This is a genomic window from Bacillus sp. FSL R5-0709 (assembly GCF_038004785.1).
GTDB classification, from domain to species: domain Bacteria; phylum Bacillota; class Bacilli; order Bacillales; family Bacillaceae_G; genus Bacillus_A; species Bacillus_A mycoides.
Window position 1 is genome coordinate 3842890 of the sequence record NZ_JBBORT010000001.1, and the last position, 13498, is coordinate 3856387.

Annotated in this window: 13 protein-coding genes and 1 riboswitch; of the genes, 7 read left to right on the plus strand and 6 right to left on the minus strand. The window is 33.8% G+C overall.

All coding sequences use genetic code 11. The annotated features are described in order from the left end of the window. Positions 1-3: 3 nt before the first annotated feature. On the minus strand, positions 4-666 hold the full coding sequence (locus MKX37_RS19500; protein ID WP_050000350.1) for a YkyA family protein: 663 nt from the start codon (positions 664-666) through the stop codon (positions 4-6). Positions 667-1216: 550 nt separating this feature from the next. Continuing rightward, on the minus strand, positions 1217-1870 hold the full coding sequence (locus MKX37_RS19505) for a diguanylate cyclase domain-containing protein (RefSeq protein WP_078206271.1): 654 nt from the start codon (positions 1868-1870) through the stop codon (positions 1217-1219). A 162-nt stretch (positions 1871-2032) separates the two neighbouring features. Between MKX37_RS19505 and MKX37_RS19510 the strand changes: the two genes are divergently transcribed. Beyond that, positions 2033-2266 carry a phage holin gene (locus tag MKX37_RS19510; RefSeq protein ID WP_002014824.1) on the plus strand — a complete coding sequence of 78 codons (234 nt, stop codon included), beginning with the start codon at positions 2033-2035 and terminating at the stop codon, positions 2264-2266. A 31-nt stretch (positions 2267-2297) separates the two neighbouring features. On the opposite strand, the gene MKX37_RS19515 is transcribed toward MKX37_RS19510, so the two are convergent. Continuing rightward, the gene (locus tag MKX37_RS19515) at positions 2298-2798 is read right to left on the minus strand and encodes a hypothetical protein (protein WP_002033821.1); all 501 of its coding nucleotides are present in this window, start codon (positions 2796-2798) and stop codon (positions 2298-2300) included. A gap of 552 nt (positions 2799-3350) precedes the next feature. Between MKX37_RS19515 and MKX37_RS19520 the strand changes: the two genes are divergently transcribed. From MKX37_RS19520 to metE, 3 genes are all read left to right on the plus strand, one after another. After that, positions 3351-4892, plus strand: a complete 1542-nt coding sequence (locus MKX37_RS19520; protein WP_002014821.1) for an MDR family MFS transporter — start codon at positions 3351-3353, stop codon at positions 4890-4892. Between the two features lie 91 nt (positions 4893-4983). Beyond that, complete coding sequence (locus tag MKX37_RS19525; protein ID WP_078203120.1) at positions 4984-5541, plus strand: PadR family transcriptional regulator; 558 nt, start codon at positions 4984-4986, stop codon at positions 5539-5541. Between the two features lie 222 nt (positions 5542-5763). After that, a riboswitch (cobalamin riboswitch) is annotated at positions 5764-5951 on the plus strand. 130 nt (positions 5952-6081) lie between these two features. Continuing rightward, positions 6082-8370, plus strand: coding sequence for a 5-methyltetrahydropteroyltriglutamate--homocysteine S-methyltransferase (metE, locus tag MKX37_RS19530; protein ID WP_002014819.1), 2289 nt, complete (start codon positions 6082-6084; stop codon positions 8368-8370). A gap of 41 nt (positions 8371-8411) precedes the next feature. On the opposite strand, the gene comJ is transcribed toward metE, so the two are convergent. Together comJ and nucA are read right to left on the minus strand one after the other, a co-directional pair. After that, positions 8412-8801 carry a competence protein ComJ gene (gene comJ / locus MKX37_RS19535; protein WP_078421721.1) on the minus strand — a complete coding sequence of 130 codons (390 nt, stop codon included), beginning with the start codon at positions 8799-8801 and terminating at the stop codon, positions 8412-8414. Positions 8802-8839: 38 nt separating this feature from the next. Then, positions 8840-9274: a DNA-entry nuclease gene (nucA, locus tag MKX37_RS19540; RefSeq protein WP_002014817.1), complete on the minus strand. Its 435-nt coding sequence runs from the start codon at positions 9272-9274 to the stop codon at positions 8840-8842. Between the two features lie 236 nt (positions 9275-9510). Between nucA and MKX37_RS19545 the strand changes: the two genes are divergently transcribed. Next, positions 9511-10254, plus strand: coding sequence for a DUF3967 domain-containing protein (locus MKX37_RS19545; RefSeq protein WP_002014816.1), 744 nt, complete (start codon positions 9511-9513; stop codon positions 10252-10254). A 59-nt stretch (positions 10255-10313) separates the two neighbouring features. Here the strand turns inward: MKX37_RS19545 and MKX37_RS19550 are convergent, their stop codons facing one another. After that, positions 10314-11588: a sensor histidine kinase gene (locus MKX37_RS19550; RefSeq protein ID WP_002014814.1), complete on the minus strand. Its 1275-nt coding sequence runs from the start codon at positions 11586-11588 to the stop codon at positions 10314-10316. Positions 11589-11897: 309 nt separating this feature from the next. Here MKX37_RS19550 and MKX37_RS19555 point away from each other — a divergent pair, with 309 nt between their 5' ends. Next, complete coding sequence (locus tag MKX37_RS19555) at positions 11898-12098, plus strand: hypothetical protein (RefSeq protein WP_000929276.1); 201 nt, start codon at positions 11898-11900, stop codon at positions 12096-12098. A 234-nt stretch (positions 12099-12332) separates the two neighbouring features. Next, positions 12333-13496 (plus strand): aminotransferase A, encoded by a 1164-nt coding sequence (locus MKX37_RS19560; protein ID WP_002128899.1) that lies wholly within the window; start codon positions 12333-12335, stop codon positions 13494-13496. The last annotated feature ends 2 nt before the right edge of the window (positions 13497-13498 follow it).

Genomic DNA, 13498 nt, shown 5'->3' on the forward strand with positions numbered 1-13498 from the left:
GTTTTATTTTTTATCTTCCTTAATTTTAATATTAGCTTGTTTATAGAATGCAACTTTTTCTGTATTATATGATTTCGTATATTCATTAAACTTATCTTTTTCTGTCTCAATATCTTTATATGCTTGGTTTACTACCTTTACTTTCTCGCTAATATCTTTTAATTTTGTACCTTTATCTTGTAGCATTGTATATAATTCTTTTTCTTGCTTTAAAGATTTATTATAGCTATCGTACATCTTTTGGAATGAATCATGTCGTTTCTCATAAGTACTCTTTACTTTATCAGCCTGTTCTTTTAATTTATTATCTTCAATTTTCTTCACATGCTTATCAGCTGACTTCACTTCTTCTTGCGCTTTATTTAACGCCTCTTTTTCTTTAATAAGAACTTTTTCTCGTTCAGCTGTATTTTTCAGCGCTTGATCAAGCTTATCCTTAACAGCCTGATTATTATCTTTTCCTTCTTGGACAATTTGATTATATAATACTTGACCCTCTTTCTCTAATGACTCTAATTTTTTCGCATCTTCAAACATTGTTTTTTCTTGCTTGGCAGCATTTTCAAATGCAACATATAGCTCCTCTTCTGGTTTTGGGCCAAAACAACCAGCTAGTAAAGTCATTGATAATGCAGTTACAATTGCTAATTTATTATATTTCAACATCTTTTCCCCCTATTAATAAACGACCATCGTGCCAAAAATCCCATGAAAAACATGTAACTTCGTTAGCTATTTCACGCTCGCATCTTTTTACGAAGATCATCAATAATTATTTATACTGCTTGTACAATTTTCGTACTTAAAATTATGTAATGTCTTAAAACATAAAGGTATTTTCCTTAATCTTACCTACTGCAAGAAACACTATAATGTTTCACCTGATAAAAGATGATCGTTGACCTCTCACGTCTATCATTCCCTTTCTCACTTTCTATCAAATAACCTCTTTGTCCATTTTACATAGTGCAAAGGGGACCTCGCAACTCTTACAAAGATTCTTTTAATTTCTTAAAAAGGAAAAGTGTAGAGCATGTTTTCCTCTACACTTTTAAACTGAAAACATTGTGCAAAATGCATTGACACATCCACACACAATTATATGCTGATTTCATATATTTTTAAAGACTTTTGTTACAAAAAAAAGTTTTCTTGTAACAAAAGAAAAAAAAATGTTACAAAAAATCTTTATATCATACTTCTTTAAATCAAAGTTTCATTCATGACTTTGCAAGTTTCTATAATTATACAATTGATTTTGTGCCTTTCTAAACAAATCTTCAAAAGTTTTCCCTTCTATAGGATAACTTGCAGCCCCAAATAATAGTGTGACACTTAATAAATCATTCGCTATTTCATTTTGAATATTTTTGATTAATCTACTTGTTATTGTTGACTTTTCATAGCCATTATCAACAGCTACGATAACATATTTATTTTCATCCCACCTCGTAACTACATCGCCTTTTCGAACTGTCTTTAAAATTGTACGTTCTACTCTTTGGACTAGCTCATCTAACTTTTTTTCTTGCACTGTGTCTTTTAATACATCCCATTCTTTTACGGAAAGAATATACACTGTAATATTACGAGAATCTCTTTCTGATAAAGCAGCTACTTTTCCAAAAAAATCAACGACAAAATCGTTATTCGTCATTCCTCCTACTTCAATATTTACACGCGTATTCGTTCTTTTATCGTACCAATGTCCAAAATAATAGCTTAGTATCATTTGCAATATATAAATAATAAAGACGGTTAAAAATGATCTCGAATCTAGCTCAGCAATTACATCCTGAAGTGCAATCCATTCTGTAACCGCAACTGTGTTCCCAAGTAATAACCCACTAATTTTCCCTTTATGTTTCATACTCTCCCCCTTTTATACCAATATATGTTTCTATAACAATAATGTTTTTCTATAAAATAAAAAATGTACATATTTAATGTACATTTCTACTTAAGCTTGTATACCTTTTCTATTTTATTTCATATATATACTATATATCGTTTTTAGGAAGGAGTGACCTATATGCCTCAAAAAGAAAATCTATTAGATATTATGCGCTTACTAGCTGGCTTTTTGTTATCATTAAAATTACTATTTAACTCTTTCGGAATAAACTTCATTACAAACGATCAAATTGACGCTATAGTAAATGTTATTTCATTTCTATTCATTCTATATTTTGGATACAAAAATAACTATATTGGAAAAAAGGGAGTGGAACAAAAGAAATTACTCAAGAAGCACAATCTTCATTAAAGAAGGAACCTTTCGCACAGGTTCCTTCTTATCATTTTCTGACAACCACTTCATTTGTTTGTAGCGGTCCATATGATACACCTTTATATTGAAATGTATATGTAGCCTGAAATAATGAATTGGGAGGAGCTTTATCTTTATTTGCTTTTATTTGACAAATTAATTCTACCTTTTCATTCGGTGATAAATTATCGATTCGCCACCTTACAAGCTGAAATAAAAACTCACTTATTCCCTTATCTGCTTTTAAAGAGTTTGGGATATACGCGAAATAATCACGAATCATATGACTTACAACTACTCGCGAAATCATTTCAACGCCTTTATTTTCAACTTCAAGTCGAATAATTAGTATGTCATTAACATCATAGATCATCTCATACGAAAATTTTTCTTTATACATACTACGGATTTGCAATGTGACTGCTACATCGGATGCTTCCGTGTCCTTTTTAGAACCATCAATCCACAAAACCGGCTGTAACGGTATAGAATACCTTCCTTGATCCGAAATTCGTTTCCATATTTTCATAATATATTCACCTCATTCCAGATATATCATCTATACAACTGTATTCTGCCTCTCGATGCAATGAACTACACTTAGAAAAAATATTTAGCTTGTTACAAATCATATTAAATTTTTCTTTTCCTTTTATCCTATTCGACAATATAAAGAAAAAACCATTTTTAATAGGTTGACACAGGTTATACTTTATTAAATATTTTTTTACAATTTCCTTCCTTGACTACATAACAAAATAAATTCTTACTCTCTTTTGGTCAATATAATAAAGTGAAACTTTAATCAGTGGGGGTTTTGTCCATCCCCCACTGATTATTAGCTTTTACCAATCGGGCTTTAACGGGCAGTTAAAGCGGGATAAAATAATTTGGCGGTAGAAAACATTTGCCTTTTAGTCAAATTTGACTATAATATAATTTATGATTTCCATCCTTTATATCATGTCAGTGCAATTTTTTATAAAATGAAGAGGAACTATACAAACTGTACATAAAGTTTTTTTATGCATTGTACTAAAAAACTTAAGTTAGTTTAATTTTTATTAAAGGAGGGCTACTTTTGGAAGCACAACTATCAAAAAACGATTCAAGTAAAACAAAATTTGTTGTTGCTGGTTTACTACTTGGTATTCTAATGGCAGCAATGGATAACACAATCGTCGCAACTGCGATGGCAACGATTGTCGGAGACTTAGGAGGGTTCGACAAATTCGTTTGGGTCACATCCGCCTACATGGTAGCAACAATGGCCGGAATGCCTATTTTCGGTAAGCTGTCTGATATGTACGGACGGAAACGCTTTTTTATTGGCGGATTAATTCTCTTCTTATTTGGTTCTGCACTTTGCGGGACAGCATCAAGTATTGAACAACTAAGTATTTATAGAGCCATTCAAGGAATTGGTGGCGGCGCTCTTATGCCTATCGCATTTACAATTATGTATGATATATTCCCGCCTGAAAAACGAGGAAAAATGACCGGACTATTTGGTGCTGTTTTCGGAACATCTAGTGTTTTCGGACCTTTATTAGGTGCTTACATTACAGATTATATAAGTTGGCACTGGGTCTTCTATATTAATATTCCGTTAGGACTTATTTCCTTCTTCTTCATTACTAAATACTATAGCGAGTCTCTAGAATATCGAAAACAAAAAATTGACTGGGCTGGTGCTATTACGCTTGTCATTAGTATCGTTTGCTTAATGTTTGCTTTAGAACTTGGTGGTAAAGAATATGCATGGGACTCTAATGTGATTATTGGTTTATTTTCAACTGTTGTTATTCTGCTTATTATTTTCTTCTTCGTAGAAAGAAACGCAACCGAGCCTATTATTTCTTTCCATTTATTTAAAAAACCTTTATTTGCAGCTAGCCAAGGTGTTGCCTTTTTCTATGGCGCAGCTTTTATCATCTGTACAGTTTATATTCCAATCTTCGTTCAAGGTGTTCTCGGTGGTTCAGCCTCAAATGCTGGGTTAATTTTGACACCTATGATGGTAGGATCTGTAATCGGAAGTCAAACTGGTGGACAATTAGCTTCACGAACAAGTTATCGTAACATCATGACAGTATCTGGAGTTTTCTTCGTTCTTGGTATTTATTTACTAAGTACTTTAACTATGGAAACACCTCGTACACTCGTAACAATGTTTATGGTGCTTGCTGGACTTGGAGTTGGATTCTCCTTCTCAGTTTTAAGTATGGCATCTATCCACAAATTAGAAATGAGAGATCGCGGTTCTGCTACATCCACGAACTCATTCTTCCGTTCACTTGGAATGACCCTTGGCGTCACGATTTTCGGTACGATTCAAAATCATGTTTTCACTGATAAATTAAAAGCAGTCTTCCCTCCTGAACTAGAAAAAATGGCTCCTAAAGGTGGAGACACAAGCTTTTTATTATCACCAAATGCTACTGAAAAGCTACCTCCTGAAGTACTGAGCGGAATTAAAGAGGCTCTTGCAACATCTATTGCTAATACATTTTTCTGGGCACTTATCCCAGCTACGCTAAGTATAATTTGTATTTTACTTATGGGAAATGAACGTCTTTTAACAGGACCAAAAACAAAGCAAAAACAAAAACAAGTAAGCTAATATAGAAAAACGAAACGGTATATCCCTTTATGAAAGAGGATATACCGTTTATAATATATATAAAGTTTCTATATACAGGAGTTGAGACAGCATGAGCATGAAGTTAGTCATTCTCGGCTTGTTACTCGAAGGAGATAAACATCCCTATGAAGTGCAGCACATAATGAAAGAAAGACAAATGGATTGTTATATTAAATATGCCAAGGGATCGCTATACTACGCCTTCGAGCAATTAGAAAAACAAGGTGCGATTAGCATTACCAATATTGTTAGAGATACGAATAGACCAGATAAAACAATCTTCCATATAACAGAGGAAGGAAAAGCCCTTTTCCACACCTTATTATTAAAACAATTTGAAGCGAAAAACCAAATATATAAACCTATTTATTCAGCGCTCTCTTTCGCTCACTTTAGCGACGAACAAGCTCTAGTTCCTATTTTGAAAAAAAAGAGAGATGATACAATGCTCTATTTACATACAATGCAAACGATACACGATCATAATAAACAACTAGTTCCTCGTGCTCAACTATATATTCTACAAAGCGTCATTGAGCATATTAATGTTGAATTACGTTGGCTAAACACGCTCTTACAAGATGCAACTGCAGGTCGTCTTTCAGAAATAGGTGTAGATAATGATTAAGTTTTTCTAAAAGAGGTGCCTCCTCTTCTAGAAAAACTTAACACTATAATTATTCCTCGCAACTCAAAACACCCTCATTTTAATAATAAATAAACATTAAAAAACTTAATTTTCCGAATAAAAAGAAATGAAAAACTTTAGAATTTTCTTATTTTAAAACAGTGGACAAAATTCCGAAAATTGTGTTAGAATTTGTTTCAATATCATATCGCTTGTTAAATTCCTTTCAAAAGGAAAATAGGTACACGAATATTTCACTTCGTGTTTAAAAGGGAAGTTTGGTGAAACTCCAACACGGTCCCGCCACTGTAAATGCTGAGATTTCTTTTTTGTGCCACTGTGAAAACGGGAAGGTGAAAGAAATTATATGAAGCATAAGTCAGGATACCTGCCTATTTTAACAACACTGATAGACTCACGGATGATGATGAGGTGTTAAGAACAAAAAGGAAGGCTTATTTTTCTATGCCTTTGTGCTTTTTGTTATAGGTATTTCCGAGTAAACGGAAATGCTTACTTTCAATTAGGGAGGAATTTAAAATGGCAATTCAAACAAGTAACTTAGGTTATCCACGTATCGGACTACAACGAGAGTGGAAAAAAACATTGGAAGCTTTTTGGTCCAATAAAATTGATGAAGAACAATTTTTAACGACAATGAAAGAAATTCGCCTTCAACACGTCAAAGTACAGCAAGAAAAGGGAATTGAATTAATTCCAGTTGGCGATTTTACATATTATGACCACGTTCTGGATACGGCCTACATGTTAGGATTCATCCCGTCACGTTTTTCAGAGTTTACCTCTTACCTTGATGTATATTTTGCAATGGCACGCGGCTCTAAAGATCACGTTGCTTCTGAAATGACAAAATGGTTTAACACAAACTATCATTACATTGTTCCTGAATATGAAGAAGGATTACAAATCTCTTTAAAAGACAATCGTCCTCTTCGTTTATATGAAGAAGCGAAAAAAGAGTTAGGCGTTGATGGAAAACCAGTTATTTTAGGCCCTTATACATTCCTAAAACTAGCAAAAGGTTATAACGAAGAGCAATTTGCCACTATTTTAAAAGAGCTAGTTGCACCTTATGTACAATTATTCTCTGAATTACACGCAGCTGGAGCACAAATTATTCAAGTTGACGAACCAATCTTCGCCTCTTTAACAAAAGATGAAATTAATCAAGCGAAAGAACTTTACGAAGCTATTCATAAAGAAGTTCCAAATGCTAATCTTCTTCTACAAACATATTTTGACAGTGTAGAAGAGAACTATGAAGAAATTATTGCATTCCCTGTTTCTGGTATTGGATTAGACTTTGTTCATGGCAAAGAAGGTAATGTAAATGCTATTTCAAAATACGGATTCCCAGCTGATAAAATTTTAGCTATCGGTTGTATAGATGGCCGTAATATTTGGAGAGCTGATCTTGATGATGTACTTTCTTTATTTACAACATTACAAAATCAAATCACAGCAAAAGGTTTAATTGTTCAACCTTCTTGTAGCTTATTGCATACTCCAATTGATAAAACGGAAGAAACGCACTTAACAAGTGAATTATTTGATGCACTTGCATTTGCTAATCAAAAATTAGAAGAACTAGTCCTTATCCATTCTGCTCTTACTAAAGGTGTAGAAAGCATCAGTAGCGATTTAACAACATATCGTAATGCACATCATGCAATCCGCTCATCAGCTGCACGTAATCGTGAAGATGTAAAAGTGGCACGTACATCACTTAAAGAAGATGATTTCTCACGTCCTCTTCCATTTGAAAAACGATATGAACTACAGCAAGTAGCTTTACAATTACCGTTGTTACCAACAACAACTATTGGTAGCTTCCCGCAAACATCTGAAGTTCGTCAAACACGTAAACAGTGGCGTAACGGCGATATTACAAATGAACAATATAATCAATTCATTGAAAAAGAAACTGCAAAGTGGATTCGTTACCAAGAAGATATTGGTCTTGATGTACTAGTACATGGTGAATTCGAAAGAACTGACATGGTGGAATATTTTGGAGAAAGACTTGCTGGTTTCTCCTTTACTAAAAACGGATGGGTACAATCATACGGTTCTCGTTGCGTAAAACCACCTGTTATTTATGGTGATGTTGCCTTTATAAGTGGAATGACTATTAAAGAAACTGTATATGCACAAAGCTTAACAGAGAAAGTAGTAAAAGGTATGCTAACTGGACCTGTCACTATTTTAAATTGGTCATTCGTTCGAAATGATATTTCAAGAAAAGAAGTTTCATATCAAATTGCATTAGCACTTCGTCATGAAATTGAGTTACTTGAATCTTCCGGAATTAGAGTAATCCAAGTCGATGAACCTGCACTTCGTGAAGGTATGCCGTTAAAAGAAAAAGATTGGGATGCATACATTACATGGGCAGTTCAATCATTCCTTTTAGCAACATCTTCTGTAGAAAATGAAACACAAATTCATACTCATATGTGTTATAGTAACTTCGAAGATATTGTAGATGCAATTCGAGCGTTAGACGCAGATGTTATTTCTATCGAAACATCAAGAAGTCATGGAGAATTTATTAATACATTAAAGCATACAACATATGAAAAAGGAATTGGTCTAGGGGTATATGATATTCATAGCCCACGTGTCCCAAGTAAAGATGAAATGTTCACAATCGTAGAACAATCTTTACAAGTATGTGACCCTAAATATTTCTGGATTAATCCAGACTGTGGTTTAAAAACACGAAGAACTGAGGAAGTTATACCTGCTTTAGAGCACATGGTTCAGGCAGCAAAAGACGCTCGTTCTCTCCTAAAAACAAACGCATAATAAAAAAACGTGTTATCCTTCAAAAAGGATAACACGTTTTTTTATTCTACACTCTCAAAATAGAAGTCGTATTGTACTTTATACAATTCATCGTCTGATGGCTCTTCAAGAGGAGTTGCCTGCAAGACTATCATATATTCCCCGTTCGGAATAAGAATATGATATTTATTAGAAAGAATACTTGTTATATATACTTCTTCATTCTTCACTGTGAAAGGAACTGATATCGTTCTAACCACTTCTTCTTTCTCAATATGATTTCCACAAGTAACTTCCACTTCACAAGTATAGTCAGAGATTGCTTCAAAAATAATAGCTCCATCCACCTCAGCATAGCCTCTTTCAAAATCTTCAGGAGTCCAATCTACATAAGGCTGCTGACCATCATAGTTCATTATCATTAATTGCGAATATGAAATTGTTAATTCCATAACTATCCCTCTCTCCACTATGAAATGTATGCCAATTACTATTTCACTTCAAATTTCACACGCGTACCATCTGGATATTTGTCTAGCTTATTCCCTACCCAAGAACCTGCACCGCGGTTATCTGCTGGACTTATATATTCAATATGAGCTCCTTTTCCGCCTTCCTTACACATCGCCATCGGCCATTCATCACGATCATAACCTTTCTTCGTCGGATATGGCGCTAACGATAATTTCCTTCTATCCGCTGCACCATTACGATCAATTGTACACATTTCCGAATGTCCTTCTTTTATAGCATCCGTTATATGTTTCCCGGTCTCTGGATATCGTTCTTTCGGGAACTCTAGAATTTGATCATACGTAGTTGTTTTTTTAGTACTTGTCTCCTCTGGCACAAGTACTTCATATACCGCTACCAAAAGAGAAAGAATTGCAATAATTGAAATGATAATACCTTTAAATTGCTTCATGTGTACCTCCGTGTTCCTACCAATTTCTTTTCCTCAGTTATTATAACAAACTTCTTCTATGTATGTTTTCAGACATTATTTTAGCTCTTCCTCTCCATTCCGCCAAAAACATTCATTTTTCTTCATCTTTTCACTAATGCTGTAGAAAACTAATAACCTTCCGACATTCTTTTTCAAAGGAAGTCCACATAAAAGGTTGAAATGATATATACGATACTTTTTGGGGAGGAACTATCATGGAAGCTATTTATAAAACGAAAGATGTTACAAATAAAACAGGTATCCCAAAACATATAGTCCGAAAATATAGCCAACTCTTAGAGGAACACGGTTATATCATTTCAAAAACAGCTGATGCTCGTATTTATAAATTGGATGATTTAAAACTATTGAAATCTATACATGAAAGAGCTGCTACATTACAAGAGGACATTTCAGAAACAATACCTATTATTTTAAAAGAAAAAGAGGCCCCACCTGTACCTGTTATTCAAGATAAGCAAGAAGTGCAACCAAAAGAAGATGGGCGTAACTTTGAGGAGTTCATGCTAAAACTTGAAATGCTTGCTCAATTAAATGAAGCAATTATTCATCAAAACTCTACTCTCATTACACAAAATCGTTTAAAAGACGAGAAATTAGATGAACTAATGCAACAAGTTTATGTAAAAGAAGGCTCACAAGAAAAAATGTTACAAGATCTAGTTGTTCACGCCGCTCAAACAGATGCACTCCAAAAAGAAAAGATGGACTTATTAATGAATCATATGTATAAGCGAGAATCCAAACAAGAAGAAAAAATGAATAAACTTGTCAATCAAATTTACAATAAAGATAGCAACCGTGATACACAACTTATGCAAGTTATTCGCGAAATTCAAGAAACAAAAAGATTAGTCGCCGCCTCAAAAGAGCAAAGCTTCTTTCAATCATTTAAAAGTTTATTCGTTCGAACAAAACAAGAAAAAATAAATGAATGAAATTTTGTATCTTTTTCTAATGCACGATAAAATAAAAAGTTACCTTCTATCGGTAACTTTTATTCCTTATATCGTACAGCTGGCAATATAATAATAGCTTCAGTTCCTTTTCCGCTTTCACTTTTATATTCCAATGTGCCATTATGCGCTTGTAAAATACTAAATGTTACCATAAGGCCTAATCCTGTTCCTTTTTCTTTTAAAGAATAATACGGTTGTCCAAGCCTTACTAACTGTTCTTTTGTCATTCCAACACCACTATCTTTAACTCTTATTATTATCAATTCATCTTTTTGAATAGCTGTTACTTTTAAATACCCTTTGTTTCCTTGAATTGCTTCAATACCGTTTTTAACAACATTCATAATAGCTTGCTTCAATTTCGTCTTATCGCCGATAGTATAAAGGCTCTCAGAAATCTCAACTTGCAAATAAACGCCCTGCATCGCTGCAAATGATGACATAAGAGTTGTCATTTCAATTAATTGTGCTGATAAACAAATATGTTCTTTTTTTTCAATTTGAGGCCTTGCTAAATTTAAATAATCTGAAATAATCTGTTCAGCACGATCCAGTTCAGCTAATACGAGACGCATATAATCTTTGTTTTTTACGTCTTCCGTACTCTCTAGCAATTGAATAAACCCTCGTACAACAGTGAGAGGGTTTCGAACTTCATGTGCAACACTTGCAGCTAACTCACTTACAATATTAAGTTTTTCTGATTTTTGCATTTCTGTACGCAATAATGCATTTTCGTTTAAATACTCAGTCAAATACACTTGAAATACCATTGTCATAACCATAATAAGTGATGCAAATATATACCCACTATATAGATTAGATATGTACGGTGTAAAACCTGTTTCTAAAAGGACATTCAACATCCCGACTACTAATGAAACAAGAACATAAAATGATGCAATCATAAAAGCTAATATTAGCTTCTTATCTCTTGAAAAAAGAGACCATTTCTTTGACAAAAATAATGGAATTATCGAAAGAAATATAACTTCTACCATAGGCAACCAACTAAGCCCCTTAAAAATCCATTCATATGCAACATAAATAATGGCAGGGATGAGCCCAACAATCCCACCATATAAAAAACCACTAACAATTGGGACTGGATGAAAATTGTATCCGCAAACGGTACCAAAACAAATAGAGTATGTCATGGAGAGAACGAGTGTAACGCTAGATAAAAACATAATAAAGTAGCGATTAGGCTTCGGAAGCATTCCTTGATAACGATTTAAACGAATCGCTTCATATAAAAATAGTGGTAAAATAATGATGGCAATTTGGATCATTAAATCACGAATCAGCTCCATAGCCTCTCATCCCCTATATGTATTTTGATATGATTATATCATTTTATAAGTCTATTTGTTTCAAAATTTTGATTTTTCTTAACATCTTTGTTAATTATTTGTTAACAACTAATAATAAATGTTACAAATTTCCGAAATGATTGTAAACCCTGTACCAAATTTCCTTCGTGCAGTATACAATGAATACGGATTACAAAGAAAATAAAAAACACTTTACTAGACGGACAACTATCGCAAAATACAGCATATAATCCATACTATCTATGTTTACAAATAAGTGATCATTACTTTAGTAGGAGGAAGATAAATATGGCGGGTACTACGCTTGTTTTAAAAGAAGAAAATTTGGTTGTGCTAGAAAACGTTGAAAAATCAGTATACGAAGAATTGCAACATAAAGCAGGGGACGAAGACTGTACATGTGCTGTAAATGAATCCGTTGTCCATCTTGGCAAAGTATCTTCCGTACTTTGGAACGAAGATGAAATAGATTGGGAATACGGTTATTAAAAAGTCGCTTGCAGCGGCTTTTTTTGTGTTTATGCTTAAGTGAAACTTTAATTAACTCACACAGCTTATACTCTTATAGACATTTGAACCCTCACATAATTTCTTACTTCCACTGAATTTTAAGATACGATTCTTATCTTTCACAAATAGCGAGGGAAATTTTATAAACAAAGCGTAATAGTTGAAAATATGATAAAATGAACTTAATTTTCAAACGGAAGAAAGGGAGATACAATGGAACAATTCATTAATCCTAGAGTGAAGGACATCCAAATTTCTGGAATCCGTCAGTTCTCTAATATGATTCAAAACTATGATAATCTTATCTCTTTAACAATTGGGCAACCCGATTTCCCTACACCTTCTCTAGTAAAAGAAGCAGCTAAACGGGCCATTACAGAAAATTATACAAGCTATACACATAACGCTGGTTTACTAGAATTACGCAAGGCAGCTTGTAACTTTGTAAAGGACAACTACAATTTACATTATTCACCTGAAAACGAAACCATTGTTACAATCGGTGCTAGTGAAGCGATCGATGTTGCATTCCGAACTATTTTAGAACCAGGAACGGAAGTAATTTTACCTGCTCCTATTTACCCTGGTTACGAGCCGATTATTCGACTATGTGGTGCAACTCCTATTTTTATAGATGTTCGCGAAACTGGATTTCGTTTAACAGCTGAAGCATTGCAACATGCAATTACAGAACGAACAAGATGCGTCGTTTTACCGTATCCTTCTAATCCAACTGGTGTTACCTTATCAAAAGAAGAATTAGAAGATATTGTATCTGTCTTAAAAGATAAAAATATTTTCGTTCTTTCTGATGAAATTTATAGTGAACTTGTATATGAAGAAAAACACACATCTATCGCTCATTTCCCAGAAATGCGTGATAAGACGATTGTCATTAACGGCTTATCAAAATCACATTCTATGACCGGCTGGCGTATCGGACTTTTATTTGCTCCAGAATATTTAGCAAAACACATATTAAAAGTTCATCAATACAATGTTACATGCGCTACTTCAATCGCTCAGTATGCTGCAATCGAAGCTTTAACAGCTGCTAAAGATGCCCCGAAGATGATGCGCTATCAATACAAAAAACGCTGTGATTACGTATATAATAGACTCATTCAAATGGGTTTAACGGTTGAGAAGCCAACAGGTGCATTTTATTTATTCCCATATGTTGGACATTTAACATCTTCATCATTTGATTTTGCACTTGATCTTGTAAAAGAGGCTGGGCTAGCCGTTGTTCCTGGAACCGCATTTTCCGAATACGGTGAAGGCTACCTTCGCCTTTCCTATGCTTACAGTATTGAAACTTTAAAAGAAGGCTGTGACCGTTTAGAAGCCTTTCTAAAGAAAAAAGCTAAGAGTTAAAC

Excerpts from the sequence above, each read along its gene's own strand:
- MKX37_RS19500 (WP_050000350.1), bottom strand. The coding sequence starts at position 666 with ATGTTGAAATATAATAAATTAGCAATTGTAACTGCATTATCAATGACT.
- MKX37_RS19505 (WP_078206271.1), bottom strand. The coding sequence starts at position 1,870 with ATGAAACATAAAGGGAAAATTAGTGGGTTATTACTTGGGAACACAGTT.
- MKX37_RS19510 (WP_002014824.1), top strand. The coding sequence starts at position 2,033 with ATGCCTCAAAAAGAAAATCTATTAGATATTATGCGCTTACTAGCTGGC.
- MKX37_RS19515 (WP_002033821.1), bottom strand. The coding sequence starts at position 2,798 with ATGAAAATATGGAAACGAATTTCGGATCAAGGAAGGTATTCTATACCG.
- MKX37_RS19525 (WP_078203120.1), top strand. The coding sequence starts at position 4,984 with ATGAGCATGAAGTTAGTCATTCTCGGCTTGTTACTCGAAGGAGATAAA.
- metE (WP_002014819.1), top strand. The coding sequence starts at position 6,082 with ATGGCAATTCAAACAAGTAACTTAGGTTATCCACGTATCGGACTACAA.
- comJ (WP_078421721.1), bottom strand. The coding sequence starts at position 8,801 with ATGGAATTAACAATTTCATATTCGCAATTAATGATAATGAACTATGAT.
- nucA (WP_002014817.1), bottom strand. The coding sequence starts at position 9,274 with ATGAAGCAATTTAAAGGTATTATCATTTCAATTATTGCAATTCTTTCT.
- MKX37_RS19545 (WP_002014816.1), top strand. The coding sequence starts at position 9,511 with ATGGAAGCTATTTATAAAACGAAAGATGTTACAAATAAAACAGGTATC.
- MKX37_RS19550 (WP_002014814.1), bottom strand. The coding sequence starts at position 11,588 with ATGGAGCTGATTCGTGATTTAATGATCCAAATTGCCATCATTATTTTA.
- MKX37_RS19555 (WP_000929276.1), top strand. The coding sequence starts at position 11,898 with ATGGCGGGTACTACGCTTGTTTTAAAAGAAGAAAATTTGGTTGTGCTA.
- MKX37_RS19560 (WP_002128899.1), top strand. The coding sequence starts at position 12,333 with ATGGAACAATTCATTAATCCTAGAGTGAAGGACATCCAAATTTCTGGA.